Source organism: Paenibacillus sp. J22R67 (genome assembly GCF_059692175.1).
This window is the reverse complement of record NZ_JCAUAX010000003.1, coordinates 656,568-674,579: the sequence shown is the minus strand read 5'-3', so window position 1 is coordinate 674,579 and position 18,012 is coordinate 656,568. Positions and strand designations below refer to the sequence as shown.

Genomic DNA, 18,012 nt, shown 5'->3' with positions numbered 1-18,012 from the left:
TGCTATACTTTTTATCGAAATTAGTAGTTAGTATATAACACAAGATGAGGTGCATGAAATGAAGAAGCTGCTTATTTATCTAGGCATTGTCGTTATTTTATTCGGGGGTTTATATTTCGTTAATCAGCAGTCTACCAAATCATCGGATCAAGCCAATGCCGGTAATCCTTACGGTGTTGCGGCATCCAAGCTGAATCCGGAAACTGTGAAACAATTAAACGATCCGAACTACCAGAACCTAATTCTGCCTAAAGATCTCGATCAAAGGCTGAAAAACAAAGAAACTTTTTTCCAATACTATTACGCATCCACTTGCCCGCACTGTAAAATTACGACTCCTGTACTTGTTCCTATTGAAAAAGAGCTCGGTATTGATGTCAAGCAATTCAATTTGGAAGAATTCAAAGAAGGTTGGGAGAAGTACAAAGTTGACTCCACGCCGACTCTCATTTACTACAAAGATGGCAAAGAAGTTGATCGCATCGTTGGCGGTGTTCCTGAAACTGGCGCGGCTGGTGGTAATACGCCCGAAATGTTTAAAGCTTTTTTCCAGAAATACAAAGGCTAATAAGTACGACAAAAGCAGCGGATTCCGCTGCTTTTTTATTTCAATGGCTGCCGGTTTTTTTTCGAAAAATAGCTAGACCTAAGAGCAATAAAGGGATGATGAACCCGAACGTTCCCGAGTAAAAGACCCATATTTTAGAGGCAAACTGAATGAAATATGCAGAATTCGGGTATGCGATGACCGAAAGTACAACTAAGCTCATTCCCAAAGGAATATATAGCTGCCGGATTTCACTCAATTTAAAAACATCACCCAAAGTCACGGCAGACGCATACAGACATAGCGTTAGCTTAAAGTAAATGGTGATGAACCAAATCCCCGCCATTACAACCTCAAGACGTTCAAGGAAGCTCCCAATAGATATTCTTCTGGCTAAGGAGAAACTAGGATACATTTGTACCGCTGTTAAATCATCCCCTAACACAAGTATAGATAAAAGAGAGATGATAACAATCAAACAGCCACCAATGGAAACCCCTGTTAGAAACGCCTTTCCCAATTTTTTGGTTTGATTTACGAAAGGCAGAATCGTTAAAAAGATGACAAGTTCCAAATAAGGGGTTCCAATGAGGGGGACGGAAGCACGTACAATAGATTTGAAACCATACCCGAGTACTGGCAGGATATTAGTTGTTTCCATTTGCGTTGGAAGCAGGACGAACATGAGGAAAAAAAAGAACAGCACCCATGGCAGGAATATTTCCGATGTGCGTGTAAAGGTTTCTAACCCATTTCGAATACCCAATATGACGATCGCTAAAAAGAAAATATGCGTAAATTGTAATGGTGTATCCACAAGGACTTGGGTTGAAATAAAATCGCCTAAGTTGCGAAGTACCAACGCGGCTAGTATGAAGAAAAAGCAGAAATAAAGCAAGCCGATGGCTTTTCCAACCCATTTTCCCATTAACTCCTCGCAGTATCCAACCAGTGTTTTCTGAGGAAAACGTTGTCCAAGAGCAAGGTATAAGACAACGAGCAGCAGGCCGACTAAGAGTCCTAGAATGGCAGCAATCCAGGCATCCTGTTTGGCATCATAGGCAAGTCCGGAAGGAGCGATGAGGATAGCGCTGCCAATCGTAAATAGAATAGTCAATATCGTAAACTGATGAACACCTATCCTACCCTTCTCAATCATTGCCTCACCTCTATTTTAGAATGCCAAAGACAAATTGACTTACCGGTTGATAGACATACGTAATCCAATCCAGCGGATTCGGAAGCTTCACTCTCTCAAAATGCAGAATGGAAAGCACAGTGCCTGTGAATAAAAGCGAAGAAAACACCCAGCTTTCCGCATGTAACTGTTTACGCAGTAGTTGTGGGAGTTCGAGCAGCCCAGTGAAAGTAGCAATCATCAAAATAGAAATGATAATCCACATATCATCACTCCTCCTTTTGGCGCATAATGATGGAGTTATTCGTTGTACCTAAGCGGCGGATGTGTAAGTCTGTGATGATATTTACTTGCAGCTTGACGAATTCATCTTGCCAATTTGATTCAAGCTTTTTCCACATCTTGGGAGACGTATCTTCTATAGCCTCACCGAAACCGAAAATATCTGTTTTATTTTCCTTTGCTTTGTTAATCGAGGCATACATAACTTTTTTTAGGGAACTGGCCGCAATTTTCTCAAGTTCTTGGATCGTATCCGGGTCCAACATGTTAATATCACACTGAACTTCACTGATATTTTCTTCTAACATGACATGAATATTGATTTCAGGCTTCCCGTTTTTCACCACCCCTTTGATCTTGGAATTAGCACGAATAATTTCTACTGTTATCGTTCCGCCTTTGGGACATTTCAAATGTCCCATCGTGCTTTTTACATTTCCAATGATATAGTTATACCCTTTGCTCTCATCCTCGTTTAGCCAATCAACCAATTTATCTTTCTTAAAAAGTGCTAGCCCGGTATATTGCAAGTTAGTAATTGGTTTTGTCTTGGCTAAGGACGACTTCGAGCTTCCCTTCTCTGGATCACCCTCAATTCGAATACCGGTTAATACCGATTCAGTCGCCGGTTCGCTAAGCTGGGTTATGAACTGATCGATACGAACACTGACCGTCGGTGCCCACGCTTTCTCTGACGTTTCTAACGTCTTGAACATTTTGTTCGCTGGAATCCTCTCAATCGGCGTCAATATTTGCAGCACTTTGGCAGCTGTCGTATCTCTGGCAACGATGATATAGAAATCGGATCGGATTTCGTGATCTCTGGTGATGCCATCCATGACCTTAGAAACCCCTTCACGCGCAAGCTCCTCACCGATCACGATAATACGCAAATGGGATGCAAACAATTTACGAGGAGCTGAAGTCGTTAATTTCCTTGCCGCTTCCAAGGTAGAAATCCCTCTCGCAGAAAGTGTCGTGATAGGCGTGCTGTAGCCTGCCCCCTTTTTCGAAGCTACCTCATTGGGGTTCACAATTTGCGCAGTAACTAAGTACTCATCTCCGCTTTTATCAAATCCCACGCCAACCGTAATGGCCAAATCATTCAATTCATGCCGATCCCAACACCCTGAGAGTACAAGGCCAAGCAAGCTTAGTGTACACAGCATACAACCTAATCTTTTCATTGGCTGATCCCCCTTTATTCTCGTTTTGGTTTGGTTGTCGGGGCATTATTTTCACGAATAATATTCTTTTGGCTAATAAATCGAGGTCTGGAGAATAGGCTCCATTGCGGCAATCTGAGAATGGTATCCTTCTGGTCAGCCATGACGAACGGAGCCATCGGAGACATGTACGGCACCCCGAATGAACGAAGCGAACATAGATGCTGGACCATCGCGATTAAACCAACGGTAATGCCGAATAGACCAAATGTAGCTGCAAATACCATCAAAATAAATCGGATGATGCGGATGGGAATCCCCATACTAAATGCCGGAATAACAAAGTTCGCGATTGCTGTAATTGCAACAACAATGACCATAGCCGGTGAAACCAACCCTGCATCCACAGCACCTTGCCCGATAACTAGCGCACCCACGATAGAAACTGCTTGTCCTACCGTCTTAGGAAGTCGAACGCCAGCTTCACGTAGAATCTCGAACGTCACTTCCATCAATAAGGCTTCCACAAAAGCAGGAAAAGGGATACCTTCCCGCTGCGCCGCTAAGTTGAATAATAGTGAGCTGGGTACGAGTTCTTGGTGAAACGTGGTCATCGCAATATAGAAGGAAGGCGCCATCAATGAGATGAAAAAACACATATATCGCAATATGCGGATCAGTGTCGCAAATTCAGCTCGTTGATAATAATCCTCCGAAGATTGAAAAAATTGCGTGAAAATGACAGGAGCTTCAAGCACAAAGGGGGTTCCATCCACCAGAATTGCAACGCGGCCCTCGAGCAAGCCAGATGCAATCACATCAGGCCTCTCGGTATTGTATACTGTCGGGAACGGCGTGAAAGTTTCATCTTGGATAAGTTCCTCGATATTGCCGCTTTCAAGAATGCCGTCAATATCAATTCGCTCAAGCCGTTGCCGTACCTCATCTACAATTTTGTCATTCACAATCCCGTTTATATACATCATCGAAACCGTTGTTTGTGTAACTCTACCTATTGTCATGCTTTCAAGCCATAAATTCGGACTTTTGATACGCTTGCGAATAAGTGAGATGTTCGTGCCTATTGACTCCGTAAATCCATCACGAGGGCCTCTCACAACAGACTGCGTCATTGGCTCCTCTACCGAACGCTGTTGTTCAGCCGCCGTATTCACAGTTAACACCTGTGTATAACCATCGATAAAAACGACGGTTTCTCCTGACAAAATCCGATAACATACCTCTTGGTAGTCCTTGAGCGTTCTGACTTCCCCAAGGGTCTGAAGAATATTCTTCATTAAATCAGGCAGTTCATAGAACCCTGTTTCCATGGCTTCCATGATTTCAGACGATTTTGCCGTCAAACCGTTCATGATATCCTGAAATTGGGTTCTCTCTACCATCTGCTCAAGGAAAGCGAAGCCAATTTTGTAGTTAGCATCCAGCTCTAGGTACATTTCACCTGTCTTGAGATCGTCACTATCGCCAAAAGTCGCTTTGACTTGTTCGATATTCAATAGACTATCGCTAAGTAGACTTATATGCGCAAGAGGGTCATCCTGCTCTTGGGATCTCGTGCTTGGATTTCTTTTATGGTTGAATAGTTGATGTAGCGTCTTGGTCCAAGAATTTTTTATTATCGCCACCACCAAGCTCTTTTTGAAATTAGTTCATCTTGTGGGAAGTTTTCCCTTCCACTCTCAAAATTATGTATCGAGGATCCGTGACAAAACAAAAAGACCTCTACCACCGTAGGAAGGGGAGAAGTCCTTTTTTTCCTATTCATTTTCAACTGCTAGCACTTGTATAATGCCGCAAGGCAAACTTCCATAAGACACGTGTCAAAGCCAAACAAATGACGGCAATTCCTACACTCGAGAAGACCTGCCAGCTACTAATACGTCCAATAAGTGCGGAAGCAGGAAAAGTTGTGATAAAAGCAATCGGAAATATATACGTTAACGCAAACCGTAAAAAACCTTTATATACAGAAACCGGAAACCTTGCCGTTTCAAAAAATGAGCCGAATAAATAGGATAAATTATCGACTTTTACAGCCCAGAAGGAAAACATCATCATCCCCATCCAAAGCGAATAAACGACGACTAGAGACGCCAGAAACACAATAGCAAACTGTATGAGCTCGACGAAGCTAGGAACAGCGTGGAGCTGCCAAAGTGCATAAGCAACTAAGCCAAATCCGAGCACAACGTCAGATAAACGCCAGAAAACAAGATGTCTGAAACTAATATAGAACTGGCTGTCTACAGGCTTCGTCAAAACAAAATCCAGTGTCCCTTTGCGAATATGATTAACAAGACGAGACATATTGGGCTGTAAGATAAATTCTATAAACCCATGCACCGCATTGAAAATGCCCAGCAGGACAAGCACTTCATAGAAGTCCCAACCGCCAATCTCCTGTGTCCGATAAAAATATAACTGCACGGTCAGGATCGCCATCACCAACCAAAACACCGTCGACAGCATATTCGCTGCAAAATTAGCGCGATACTCAAACTCCTCTACTAAGCAGGCACGCATAAATTCGCGGAATAGCCTCATATATTTCATCGAAGGCTTCCCTCCATTCTCATCCGCCAACAGCTCCATATTTCTTAATCCCTTTTCTCCACAGCAATCGAAATGTTACGAAAAGAACGATGAGCCAAACAAGTTGAATCACGAAATTGCGAAGGATTGCTGGAGAACCTGGATCGATTTTACCAACTAGGAGCTCTACTGGAAAACCAACTGTACCATAAAAGGGCAACCAAGCAGCAACGTCTTCAACCCATGAGGGAAACATGCTTAGAGGTGCTATTCGACCTGCAAGAAAAAGATGGAACCCCTCGTAAAGGCTGTAAATTGCCGTAGCCCGATTCGTCCAAAAGGCCAGCAAACCAAATTCAAAGCCGATCAGAAAACGGATTGCTGAAGAGACAGCGATAGCGCATAAAAAAAGAAAAATTATTTCCAAGGAAATAGTCAGCCTTAACATAGGGAACAAAGCTGCAGCAATCACCCAAGCAGGAATTAAGAGAAACGCAAAAAAAAGTTTGTACACAAGGTTTTGAGAGATGCTCCAATGCACGGGGTGTAAAGGACGAACTAGCTTTGAAGACAGCGATCCATCCTGAATGCTGGCGTCTAGCTCCCATACATCCCAAGTGCTCGTTAAACGGTCAACCAGAAGAACACCTAGAAAATACACCATATAATCATGAGCATCATATCCGCCAATAGCTTGATTGTTGCTAATCGACAGCCACACGGCCATAGAGACAAGCGGTTGTATGAAAGCGCCAACCATCCAGATTAGCGACTCACTGCGGTACGCAAACATAACCGCCCACTCCACCCGAAGCAAGACGCGATATTTTTGCCAAAATAAAGCTAATCCTATCATGATCCGGCGCTTCCCCCTTCGGTCCTCGCCTCAAATGCTTTGGCAATCACCGATTCCATGGATGGATCTTCGATCGTCAAATCGAGTACGTTCAGCTTGGATAAAAGCCTTGCCGAAAGCTCAGAAACTTGCTCTCTAGGTACATCCACATTGAGATCCGGAAACGCATAGTGGACTATCGTTCCCATCCCGTGGATAACATCCTCAAGCTCTCGCTCGTGCGCACGCTTTGCCAGTTGGAGACGAATACGCTTGTTAGGCGCGTACTTGTCTATCAGCTGATTGATCGCCCCATCATATAGCAGACGGCCTTTGCCGATGACTAACACTCGCTCACATAATGCTGTAACATCGGCCATGTAATGACTCGTGAGCAGAATGGTCGCCTTATATTTGCGGCTGTAATCCTGAATGAACCGGCGCATGACTTCCTGCATATTCACGTCAAGCCCAATCGTCGGCTCATCGAGAAACACGATTCTTGGCCGGTGCAGGAGCGCAGCTGCTAGCTCACATTTCATTCGTTCTCCAAGCGAGAGCTGCCTGACTGGCTTGCGGATAACTTCCTCCAGCTGCAGGAGCTGTACCAAGTCTCCCAATGTCTCATCGTAATCCTGATCAGGTATTTCGTAGATCACTTTATTTACGAGAAACGTTTCTGCAGCGGGCAGATCCCAGATCAACTGGCTTTTCTGCCCCATGACCAGAGAAATCTGCTTTTTGAACTCTTTTTTATGCTGAAATGGAACAAAACCGCCTACATTCACTTCACCATCTGAAGGATGCAGCAGTCCAGTGAGGACTTTCATCGTTGTTGTTTTGCCAGCCCCATTCGGTCCAAGAAAGGCGACAATTTCTCCCTCGGGGATGAAGAAGGATACATCATCTACGGCCTTAACCGTACGGAATTTACGATGGAACAAGCTTTTGAAAGACGCAATGAAACCTGGCTCACGTTCGTGCACTTGGTACCATTTGCTCAGCTTGCGAACCTCAATCATGGCCTTCCTCCTCCTCATGCTGGGGTGGATGCAGCTTCATTTCATCCAGAAGATCACTTAGTTCCGGGTCTATGAGATGAATGGTTAGGTCATACGGAGCGAATGGTTCTTCCTTAATCCGGTGCAGCTTCGTAACGTAGGTCTTACTCTCTTCCATCAATCTTCCTAAATCGATTCCAAGGGAATCCACCGGGTAAGGAACTAATTTATCCAATCCTGCGCTAAAAAGCTTAATGGAACCGCTTACGTTTCCATTCGCATGATGATAAAGGCCCACTGCAATCTGCAGTAGACCTTGATATAGGGGGCTCCGACCTTCTTCCAGCCAAAGCTCCTCCATCACTTCATGACATTCAAAATAATCGCGCAGCTCATTAAAATAATATAAGTAAGCAACATATAATCGATCGTAAGCAGCCATAGATCAGTTCTGATCTCCTTTTTTCGCTCGGGCGATTGCGATTTCAAGATCGGAAGATAAGTCGCTTAAACCGTCTTCCGTTTCCCAAATCTCGTTGAATCTTAGCTGAAATTGCGCTGCTTCCCGAAATCTATGATAGAAATAAAGCTCCTGAATGTTGCTGAGTACTTTATTGACTAAATTCGAGTTATCTTCAAACATTTTCTGCGATTCAACGATTTCCCCGCGAATGCTGGACATTTCCTGATCTAACAGATAGGCGGCCTCTGCTGCCTTGCTTAGACGAGCCCTAACATCAGCTGGTAGTTGCTCTTTATATTTATAATTCAAGGAATGTTCAATCGTAGCCCAGAAGTTCATGGCAAGTGTTCGAATTTGCACCTCGGCCAATATTCGCTTCATGCCTAAAGCCGTTTGTACCGGATATTCAATAATGATATGAAAGCTTCGATATCCGCTTGGCTTCTTATTGGTAATATAATCCTTCTCGTAGACAATCGTCATATCCTGCCTACTGCGAATAAGTTCCGCAAGACGCTCGATGTCCGCAACGAACTGACACATAATCCGGATACCAGCAATATCCTCAATGCCTGATTCTAATTGATCCATCGGTACGCTCAATCGATTCGCTTTTTCCAACATGCTTGATATTTTCTTAACGCGGCCCGTCACGAATTCAATGGGGGCATATTCTTCCCTGCTTTTCAGTTCGCCGCGCAGCGTTTTAAATTTCACCTTCAACTCTTCTACCGCTTGTTCGTAAGGCAGGAGAAATTTTTTCCAGTCTCGTCCATCCATTGATTTTTCCTCCATTCCGAATGAAGTCAGTTGTGATCTGCACCGATTGCCTGGGAAATATGAGTATATCCATCTTTTTTGAGTAAATCTACAAGTCCGCGATTAATGTTCGTAAGAATGCCTGGACCTTCGTAGATTAATCCTGTATAAACTTCAACTAAGCTGGCGCCGGCACGAATCTTGTCGTAAGCGTCCTTGGCCGTAAATATCCCGCCAGCCCCAATGATCGGAAGCTTGCCTTCGGTCAATTGATAGACGCGTCGAATGACCTCGGTGGATCGCTCTGTAAGCGGACTTCCACTAAGCCCGCCTGCTTGCGAACGATTCGCATGGACGAGTCCTGCTCTGCTCAGCGTCGTGTTTGTCGCAATGATGCCAGATACTCCGCTGTCCTTAATCGCGTGCACGGTTAATTCCAACTCATCATCCGTGAGATCCGGCGCTATTTTGACAAGAACAGGCTTACCTGCATGGCCATTCTTTGTCTGTTGAAGCTGCATCTCGGCCGTAACCGCATCAAGCAATCGCTTCAAATCATTCCCATGCTGTAAATTACGCAAATCCGGCGTATTTGGTGAGCTAATATTGACGACAAAGAAGTCGCCATATGTATATAACTCCCGGATACAAGCCCGATAATCCTCTTCGGCCTGCTCATTTGGAGTCGTTTTATTTTTACCTATGTTGATCGCTACTGGGATCTCACGCTTGCCTGTCTTTTGCAGGTTATGCGCCATTTCGTCCGTCCCTACATTATTGAAGCCCATCCGATTGATAAGCGCCCTGTCTTCGGGTAAACGAAATAACCGCGGCAGCTCATTGCCTGATTGCGGCTTGGGAGTGATCGTACCAACTTCCATGAATCCAAACCCTAGCTGTGAGAAGCCTTTCACCGCTTTTGCATTTTTGTCTAATCCTGCGGCTAAGCCAACCGGGTTGGCGAACTCAAGTCCCCATATTCGCTGGTTCATAAGAGGCGAGTTCTGCACTCCGTACATCGATTTAAGTAATTGCGCTCCGCCTGGGAAACGAGTTACCGCACTTAGACCGTCAATGGTCAGATGATGCGCCTTCTCAGGGTCCATTCGAAACAAAATCGGTTTTGCTAACTTCTTATACAGCATGTCCTATGCACTCCGTTCTCTAATGACTCTAACAGTCAGTTTAGCTGACAATGCCCAATTATGCAATCCGAAGTCAGGCTTAAACTTATTTTTTCAAACAAAAAATCCCTGCTCCATGAAGGTTGCAAGGGAATAGATTTCACTAGCCAGACTCTATACTTCTGAGCGCATAAGCAGTCGTTCCAAGTGCATCGTAAGATAACCTGTTTCGTCATCCGGCACTTCCAATTGAAGCGCATCGCTGAGCATAAGTGACAGAACTTTTGCCTTCACATAGGTGTCCCCGTACTCTTCTTTGATTTTATCCAACAGCATATTTTGAAGTGTCTTTTTTTGTTTGACCCGTTCAATGACACCCTTCAAATGACTGATAAACCGCAAGGTGGAGAAGGAATCGTCGAAGCTAAAACCTAATTCTTTGGCCGATTCGATCGTTTTCGATACGATTCTGACTACCGCCAAGGAATCCGATGCCTGCTCCTTTTTGCGCGCGCTATTAAAGTGCATCGTCAAAAAGGCAACCTCATCCTCTGGTAATTTGACATCAAGATGATCGTTGAGGAATTCGACTGACTTCTTGGCTACTTTGTACTCCTCAGGGTACATATAACCAATTTCATAGGCAAAGGGGTTTGTGATGAAAATACCTCGTTTCTGCCGCTCAACCGCGAAATTAATATGATCTACTAATGAGGCATGAATCGTCTCCGAGAAATCACCTTCCAGCATGCTCTGCGCATAGGCGATAACCTCTTCGGTGATCCCAATAATTTTCACATCTACGGCGTTGAGAATTTGTTCATAGTTCCTAAGCACTTCTGATGTATGTAACAGGAATTCTTGCGTGATTTCTGTTTCATCTATCGGCATGCCTGGCGTCTTTTTAAAGCCGATCCCCTTACCAAAAGCTATCGAATTTTTCCCTGATGTCAAATGCGCCATCACCACATTGTGTGAGAGCACATGAATGATCGTCCGTTCAATCATAAGACGCCTCCTAATATTTGTTTCGGGGTCCCCGCAAGTAATCGGAATAAACTTCGATGGCATACGTCACTTTGTGGGGTAATTTTAGGCTTGTCCTGATTTGTCTTTTTGCGTGTGAAGCATAGGTTTAATACTCTCGCGAATCTGCTCAGATTCCGTGCCGAATACAACGTGAACATTCCCTTTTCCAAGCCTGATAACCCCTATCGCACCTAGATCCTTGAGTTCATTATCCATCACGAGTTTCTCTTCATTAACAAGCAAACGTAGTCGCGTGATGCATGCATCAATCGAAATGATGTTTGAAGATCCTCCGATATGTCTTAAAATGCGGGTTGGACGATCTTCTTTCGTCTCGATCGGAGGACTGGCATCCACAGTTTCTAGCTCAGCCGTTTCTTCACGAGCAGAACCTTTCATCGGAAAGAAATACAGATAAACCCGGAACGTTGCATAATAGAGAATAAAGTAACCTATTCCAACAATGAGAATGAGATAAGGGTTCGTGGAGATGTGCCAATTAAGTAAAAAATCAATAAACCCTGCTGAGAAACCAAATCCCATTTTTACTTGAAGCACATTCATAAGCAGCATTGAAATGCCCGTTAAGCAGGCATGGATGACGTATAATCCGGGAGCAACGAACATAAAGGCAAACTCAATCGGCTCTGTCACACCTGTTAAAAAGCTGGTCAAACCGGCGCTTAGCAGAACTGGAACAACCAATGGTTTATTGACCGTTGGTAAACTCTTAATCAAGGCCAAGGCTGCTGCAGGAAGTCCGAACATAAACACGGGATAAAATCCGGTCATAAACATACCCGCTTCAGGATCGCCTGCGAAAAATCTGGAGATGTCGCCATGTACGATTTTACCAGTCACCGTGCTGTAGTCCCCGATTTGGAACCAGGCGATATTATTAATGATGTGATGCAAGCCGGTAGGAATCAGCAGACGATTCATAATGCCATAGATGAGCATGCCGATATTCCCATTATCAACAATCCATAACCCGAAAACGCTAATCGCACTTTGCACCGGAGGCCAGATGGAGCCCATCAGCAGCCCTAGAAAAACCATCACCATCGCTGTTAGTAAAGGAACAAAACGTTTCCCTCCAAAAAAACCTAAAGCTTTAGGCAGCTGAATATGCTGGAAGCGATTAAAGAGAGAGGCCGACAGAACGCCTACAAGCATTCCTCCGAGTACCCCCATATCCAAGCGCTCAGCCGAGTCCGTACCTGTATGAAAAAGCTGCAAAACATTATTAAACACGAGATATCCAACCGTAGCCGCCAATGCCGCGACACCATCTCCGGACGTCAACCCGATGGCAATACCGATCGCAAAGATTAATGGCAAATTATCAAAAATTGCACTTCCGCCTGACTCAAAAATATGAGCCACCTGCATAAGAAAAGGATCACTGAACGTCATTTTGCCTATACGTAAAAGAATGGATGCCGCCGGCAGCACCGCAATCGGAATCATTAAGGAACGTCCCATTTTCTGCAAAAGATACATCGCTCTCATTATGTCTCACCTATTAAGCCCACAAGTTTGGCCGTTTCTTGTTTGCTCTTTCCTATCCCAATTATAGTAGAAAGAACACCCTCCCGAAAGGATAAAATCCTCTAGGATAAGGTGTTTTTTCTATGCAACAGTTTGCTGTTATTTCACCGCTCCAGCCGTAATCCCGCTTGCGATTTGGCGTTGGAAGATGATATACACAATCAGGGTTGGAAGCGTTGTAATCAGAAGTCCTGCGAACAACGGCCCCCACTCCACTCGATACTGCATTTCCGCTTGCATAACGGCAAGGCCGATGGGAAGCGTGTACTTCGTTGGCTCGTTGGTCAAAACAACACCTAAGAAATACTCGTTCCAGTTATTGAGCATATTCGTAATCATAACCGTAATCAGACCTGGCTGCGACAACGGCAGCATGACTCGGAAGAAGGTGCCATAGTGGGATGTCCCGTCAATAATAGCGGCTTCTTCAATTTCTTTTGGCAGCGATTTATAAAACCCAACCAGCAGGAAGATTCCAAATGGCAAGTTAAGCGCCGCATAGACAAGAATCAACCCCAGCCACGTATTGATCAACTGTAAATCATTAAGCAAGAAGAACAGTGGAATCAAGGCCAACGCGAAAGGAATCATCATAGAGGAGATATAAATCGTAAAGATGATTTTATTTCCTTTAAAATCATACCTAGCTAAGATATACGCGGTCATCGCTGCAAGAATCATCCCGAGTAAGGTACTTCCTACTGTGACAACAATGGAGTTCAGGAAATAAGTGCTAAAGTTATATTTACTCCAGACATAGGAGAAGTTTGACCATAACAGCGGGATTTTCGGCAGCGCCCAAGGGGCATTCAGGAAAAATTGCTCATTATTTTTGAGTGCGTCAAGCAGCGTCCACAACAAAGGATAGAGGACGGCAACACTCCAAATCAGAAGAATGATCCAGACAAACATTTTGGCTAACGGATTTTTGATCTCCATACGATGGTTTCCCCTCCTTCAGAATCTTTCTTTTTCTAAGATGACCTTAATGCATTTCGATGGCTTCTTGGCGCATAACGCGCTGCAGAATAAGGGTTGTGATCAGTGAGACGATTAGGATCATAACACCGATGGCCGCTCCATAACCGAAATGATATTGTTGAAAAGCCATCCGATACAAGTAAGATCCCATCACTTGGGTTGTATTATCAGGCTGTCCGCCGTTCGTCATCAGCTGAACAATTACGAAGGAACCATTGAGAGTCGTGATAACAATGTTAACAACGGAAACTTTAATTTGCTCCCAGATGAGCGGCATCGTAATGTTGCGGAATTGCGACCATTGACCGGCTCCATCTATATTAGCTGCTTCATAATAGGAAGCAGGAATATTCACGATTGCAGCAATCATCAAGATCATGTAGAAACCGATACCAGCCCAGATTGTAGGCGGCAGTAACATCCAAATCGTATGCTGAGGAAAGCCTAACCAAGTAATATCAACCTTTTCACCTGTAAAAAGGGACAAGAAAGCATTCAGGAATCCAATTTGCGGATTGTAGATGAAGTTCCAGAGAACACCGATAACAACAACCGAGATGACATTAGGGATAAAAAAGATAGCTCTGAAAAACCCGGAACCTTTCACTCTGAAGCGTGTCAAAGCAACTGCGAAAAACGTAGCCAGAATCATAATCCCAATCACTTTTCCAACGACTAAGAAATAATCATTCCCAATAGCTCTTAGAATAATTGGGTCTTTAAATAACTCTTTGAAGTTGTCAAAACCGATAAACTCGCTATTCTCCGACATTCCGGACCAATCATAGAATGACTTCTGCAAGGCCTGTATAACAGGGTAGATTGTAAATACACAGAAGAACAAAAAAGTCGGAATGATGAATGAAGCGATGAACATATTCCGTTTCCACACTTTTGACTTGGCCTTCATTCTATCTTCACCGTCCTATCATTAAAATGGCGGAGAACGCCTAGGGCAGTTAGCCTTATTTGTTCTCCGCACTTCCTCATTCAGTTCCTATTTCTTCTGCTTAGCTACGACATCAGTTACACGTTTTACCCACTCTTCAGGTGTAATTGTTCCGATTGTCAAAGCAACACTCGCATCTTGCATAGCTTTGTCAACGTCTGCTGCGAAGGAAACCGTCGGTACGACCACAGTGTCAGGTGAGGACAAGAATTTGGCAGCGTCTTTAACGAAGTTAGGTGCTTTGGAGGAAGAGATATCACCTTTAACGTTAGAAGGAGCACCGCTTAGCTCAGCCCATTGGGACGCTTGCGTTTTGGAGAATACGAACTGCATGAATGCTTTTGCAGCATCTTTGTTTTTCGCTTTTTTCGCGATGGCAAATGTCGATGTAGACGTGTTCGCTACAACTTTCCCACCTTTATCTTGCGTGACGGATGGGATGAATCCGAAGTCGAAGGAAGCTGGAACGTCTTTCGCCATTTCGTTAGGCAGCCACAGACCATTCGGAATGAAAGCGTCTTTGTGCTGTAGGAACAAGGATTGGGAATCCGTGTGGTTGATTTGAACGGATGCTTTATCGATGAATCCTTTATCTCGCAATTGAACGATTTTGTTTAGACCTTTGATGATGGCAGGGTTTTTCCAAGCTTCAAGATTGTTTGTGGACATATCTTGCAGCAATTTGTAGTCATTGTTATTCGCAGATACGATTGCTGGGAATAATACAGCGCCATTGATGTAGTAAGGGTATTTACCCGTGTGAATAAAAGGATTAATGCCTGCGCCTTTAATTTTCTCGCTTACAGCTAGGAATTCTTCAAAGTCTTTAGGCTCTGCCCACGCTTTTTCTTTGAACAGAGCTTTATCGTAGAAAATGCCCCATGAGCTCATTACGAAAGGAACGTTATAGATTTTGCCGTCAAACTCTTGTGGTTTTTGAGCAAGTAAATCCATAATTTTATCGCCGTCAACGTTTTTCGCGTCTTTAATCCATTCAGTCAAATCTTCCAGTTGACCATCTGTCACCATTTGGCGATCGAACAACTCAGGTCCGTCGATATATACGAAATCAGGTGGGTTACCAGCGATCCAACGGGGTTTCATTTGTTCGTTGATTTTTGGTCCCGCACTTTCTTTAATTTTCAAATCTGGATTTGCTGCTTGGAAATCAGCAATAACTTTCTTCCACCATTTGTCGCCGTATCCGCCAACAAAGTATTGGATTTCAAAATCACCTGTTAATTTTTTCGCACCTGCCGCAGTAGGCGCAGCGCTTGCTGTTGTTGCTGCTGTAGGTGCCGTTGTTGCAGCTGGTTTTGTCGTTTCTGCTGGAGCAGCAGTTTTACCGCAGCCTGCTGCTACTAGTACCATCGATGCAGCTAAGCCCATTGTTGACCATTTTTTCATTTTCATGTGTTCATCTTCTCCCTTTTTTAATAAATCTGTTTGTTATTTGGAGTAGCGATTTCCCGGTTTACTAAGCTGCCGTCGTTTGTGCTACCAACCCCCTTCAGCATTCAACTGTTGAAAAAAAATAAAAGGGCATAGTTATAGAAGAAGACTTGCATTCTTCTAATAACTAATGCCCTTACGGTAACATGTTATTAAAACTAACATATTCAATTGTTTTCGCTATCTCGTGTGATTAAATCTTACAATATAATGACATGAGCGTCAATACATGTTTCAAAAATTTCCTTGTGACTACTATATTCTATGTTCGACCCTACTTGTGATATGATAGATCATATCGTTTAATCTTAAGTAAAGGGTGATTCCTATGTCCAAACGTAAACCAACAGCAGTCAATCGTAGAGCCAAAGAGGAAGTCAATAAGAAAGCCATCATTTGGACAGGCGCCATTTTGGTTGTTGTCATTGTAGCCATGACCTTACTGCTCATTTTGGACAAATGATTGCAAAAGAAATGATTGAATTCATCACATTTTGAATTGTAATCGCTTTCTTATTGATTGTCAATACAAATCATTCGCTATTTGAATGAGCACCGAATAACCCCGTCCGAATCTGATTCTGGCGGGGTTTGCTTCGATTATTTATAAGGCGATAGGGCTAATCCAACCATTTATACTTTTTGCCTGGGTTGCTGTCGTTCGTCTGAAGCGGCAGTCCGAAGGATTGTTCTGGTTTCCCTCGCCCAGCTCCACTGCCAGGGGAACCGGCTCCTGCTCCTTCGCCGAAACCCGGCTCAGGCAGTATCCCTTTGCCAATGGTCACTTTCGTTTGATGCGTCACCATGTTGTAGAGCTCCTCAATATCCGCTTGCTGCATCCGAACACAGCCGTGCGACTCATCTTCACCGATGCTGGAGGGCTTATTCGTACCATGAATAGCATACAGGGTATCAGATAAAGTCATACCTCGACTCCCAAACTCACCATTTGATTTGCCGTTCGGGTTACGCACCTTTTCGCTAATGATAAAATCACCCTGAGGGGTTTTCTCGCCGCCTAGCCCAACAGGATAACTGCGGATGATCTTATCTCCACTGACTAATGCAAGAAGATGCTTATCCGTATCAATCATAATTCTGAGCGGTTCACGCAGCGGATCGCTTGATGCTTTGGGTTGCGAGCTGCTTGGCGCAGCAACCTCTTCGGTCCCTTGATTGGCCTGAGCTTGCCCCACCGCTTGCTTCGTCTCTAGAGATTGTCCTGGTTTGGCGAGTTCAGCTTTCAGCAGCTTGAGCGTTTGTGGAAACAACTCCATCATTTCTGGCGTAAGCCCAGGAAGTAAATTATCCGGATAAGGTTTGGTTAATTGGTCTGGCGACTCCGGCATCGAACCCGTTTTTGCTTGATAAGCCTTCATCGCGCTTTGCAGCACGACCGCCTGCTCACGATCCTTCATCCATTGATCAATGATCGGAACAAGCGCCGAGCTATCAGCAACTTGACACGAGCAGATTTGCGACTGATAGTACTTCAAAGCGGAAGAGCTCCCGCCTCCACCTTCGGAGGTAACACTTAGCAGCGGATTCACCGATTTATTCCACTCGATCCATTTGCCATCCGCACTTCGTGGTGCTTGCATAATAACCGACTCACCGGCGCTCGAGCTGGACGATACAAGAACCTGCTGAAGCTTTCTCCCCCAATCCCCTTCTGAGAAGTATAACTTCGTCCCAGGCTCGGGTGAACCTCCTTGTATTTGAGTTGGTTTATCCACTGCAAGAGCACTCGCCTCTTTGCTTGGCTTGGCCTTTACAGTTTGGCTGGGTACGTCGTCCTTCGCAGAATCTATCGCGGCTGGAACGGCCAATAGCAGCAAAAGAACCAAGAGCGGCATCCACTTCCCTTTGCCCCTCACTCGGCTCGTAATCTCCGCTTTCTTGGCCATCTTAGAGGCGACAGAAGGGCTAAGAGGAAGCGGCCCTTCGATCGTTATTTTTTGCCGCTCAAAAGCCTCGTAAATCTCGCCAGACTGTGCAAAACAATAGGCTGCCTTGCCTTCTTTTCCTTGCGTCGCATATTCTCGCCCTAACAAATACCAAGCCATTTTATGATCAGGATGCTCTTTGACATACTTCTTAAGATACAGCGGATCTTCGATCGGATTATGCTGAAAAAAACGTTCCAGCTGATCTTGGCGATGATTATTTTTCACCTCGGATA

At 44.4% G+C, this 18,012-nt stretch carries 18 protein-coding genes; 2 read left to right on the top strand and 16 right to left on the bottom strand.

The genetic code is table 11. From position 1 onward, the window contains the following. The first annotated feature begins 58 nt into the window (after window positions 1-58). Window positions 59-568: a thioredoxin family protein gene (locus tag AC58VC_RS15070; protein ID WP_497369549.1), complete on the top strand. Its 510-nt coding sequence runs from the start codon at window positions 59-61 to the stop codon at window positions 566-568. Window positions 569-608: 40 nt separating this feature from the next. On the opposite strand, the gene AC58VC_RS15065 is transcribed toward AC58VC_RS15070, so the two are convergent. The 15 genes from AC58VC_RS15065 to AC58VC_RS14995 all read right to left on the bottom strand — a co-directional run bounded on the left by AC58VC_RS15065 (window position 609) and on the right by AC58VC_RS14995 (window position 15,791). Continuing rightward, the gene (locus tag AC58VC_RS15065; RefSeq protein WP_497369548.1) at window positions 609-1,706 is read right to left on the bottom strand and encodes a GerAB/ArcD/ProY family transporter; all 1,098 of its coding nucleotides are present in this window, start codon (window positions 1,704-1,706) and stop codon (window positions 609-611) included. Window positions 1,707-1,716: 10 nt separating this feature from the next. Beyond that, complete coding sequence (locus AC58VC_RS15060; RefSeq protein WP_497369547.1) at window positions 1,717-1,950, bottom strand: hypothetical protein; 234 nt, start codon at window positions 1,948-1,950, stop codon at window positions 1,717-1,719. Between the two features lie 4 nt (window positions 1,951-1,954). Beyond that, on the bottom strand, window positions 1,955-3,154 hold the full coding sequence (locus AC58VC_RS15055; protein ID WP_497369546.1) for a Ger(x)C family spore germination protein: 1,200 nt from the start codon (window positions 3,152-3,154) through the stop codon (window positions 1,955-1,957). Between the two features lie 14 nt (window positions 3,155-3,168). Beyond that, window positions 3,169-4,650, bottom strand: coding sequence for a spore germination protein (locus tag AC58VC_RS15050; RefSeq protein ID WP_497369545.1), 1,482 nt, complete (start codon window positions 4,648-4,650; stop codon window positions 3,169-3,171). Between the two features lie 271 nt (window positions 4,651-4,921). Further along, on the bottom strand, window positions 4,922-5,707 hold the full coding sequence (locus AC58VC_RS15045) for an ABC transporter permease (RefSeq protein ID WP_497369544.1): 786 nt from the start codon (window positions 5,705-5,707) through the stop codon (window positions 4,922-4,924). 19 nt (window positions 5,708-5,726) lie between these two features. Continuing rightward, a complete protein-coding gene (locus tag AC58VC_RS15040) occupies window positions 5,727-6,542 on the bottom strand; it encodes an ABC transporter permease (RefSeq protein ID WP_497369543.1) in 816 nt (271 codons plus the stop codon). Continuing rightward, window positions 6,539-7,543 (bottom strand): ABC transporter ATP-binding protein, encoded by a 1,005-nt coding sequence (locus tag AC58VC_RS15035; RefSeq protein WP_497369542.1) that lies wholly within the window; start codon window positions 7,541-7,543, stop codon window positions 6,539-6,541. The genes AC58VC_RS15040 and AC58VC_RS15035 overlap by 4 nt, the downstream gene beginning before the upstream one ends. Beyond that, on the bottom strand, window positions 7,536-7,964 hold the full coding sequence (locus AC58VC_RS15030) for a DUF309 domain-containing protein (RefSeq protein ID WP_497369541.1): 429 nt from the start codon (window positions 7,962-7,964) through the stop codon (window positions 7,536-7,538). The genes AC58VC_RS15035 and AC58VC_RS15030 overlap by 8 nt, the downstream gene beginning before the upstream one ends. Before the next feature lie 3 nt (window positions 7,965-7,967). Then, window positions 7,968-8,765: a GTP diphosphokinase gene (gene yjbM / locus AC58VC_RS15025; RefSeq protein WP_497369540.1), complete on the bottom strand. Its 798-nt coding sequence runs from the start codon at window positions 8,763-8,765 to the stop codon at window positions 7,968-7,970. A 26-nt stretch (window positions 8,766-8,791) separates the two neighbouring features. Continuing rightward, complete coding sequence (locus AC58VC_RS15020) at window positions 8,792-9,889, bottom strand: quinone-dependent dihydroorotate dehydrogenase (protein WP_497369539.1); 1,098 nt, start codon at window positions 9,887-9,889, stop codon at window positions 8,792-8,794. A gap of 153 nt (window positions 9,890-10,042) precedes the next feature. Beyond that, the gene (locus AC58VC_RS15015) at window positions 10,043-10,876 is read right to left on the bottom strand and encodes a PRD domain-containing protein (RefSeq protein ID WP_497369538.1); all 834 of its coding nucleotides are present in this window, start codon (window positions 10,874-10,876) and stop codon (window positions 10,043-10,045) included. An 84-nt stretch (window positions 10,877-10,960) separates the two neighbouring features. Next, window positions 10,961-12,409, bottom strand: a complete 1,449-nt coding sequence (locus AC58VC_RS15010) for a PTS transporter subunit EIIC (protein WP_497369537.1) — start codon at window positions 12,407-12,409, stop codon at window positions 10,961-10,963. A 138-nt stretch (window positions 12,410-12,547) separates the two neighbouring features. Beyond that, window positions 12,548-13,387, bottom strand: coding sequence for a carbohydrate ABC transporter permease (locus AC58VC_RS15005; RefSeq protein WP_497369536.1), 840 nt, complete (start codon window positions 13,385-13,387; stop codon window positions 12,548-12,550). Window positions 13,388-13,433: 46 nt separating this feature from the next. Continuing rightward, the gene (locus AC58VC_RS15000; protein WP_497369535.1) at window positions 13,434-14,339 is read right to left on the bottom strand and encodes a carbohydrate ABC transporter permease; all 906 of its coding nucleotides are present in this window, start codon (window positions 14,337-14,339) and stop codon (window positions 13,434-13,436) included. 87 nt (window positions 14,340-14,426) lie between these two features. Continuing rightward, a complete protein-coding gene (locus tag AC58VC_RS14995) occupies window positions 14,427-15,791 on the bottom strand; it encodes an ABC transporter substrate-binding protein (protein WP_497369534.1) in 1,365 nt (454 codons plus the stop codon). Between the two features lie 367 nt (window positions 15,792-16,158). On the opposite strand from AC58VC_RS14995, the gene AC58VC_RS14990 reads away from it, so the two are divergent. Continuing rightward, complete coding sequence (locus AC58VC_RS14990) at window positions 16,159-16,293, top strand: hypothetical protein (protein ID WP_268894379.1); 135 nt, start codon at window positions 16,159-16,161, stop codon at window positions 16,291-16,293. A 157-nt stretch (window positions 16,294-16,450) separates the two neighbouring features. Here AC58VC_RS14990 and AC58VC_RS14985 read toward each other — a convergent pair whose 3' ends face one another. Beyond that, window positions 16,451-18,004, bottom strand: coding sequence for a L,D-transpeptidase (locus AC58VC_RS14985; protein WP_497369533.1), 1,554 nt, complete (start codon window positions 18,002-18,004; stop codon window positions 16,451-16,453). Window positions 18,005-18,012 lie beyond the last annotated feature (8 nt).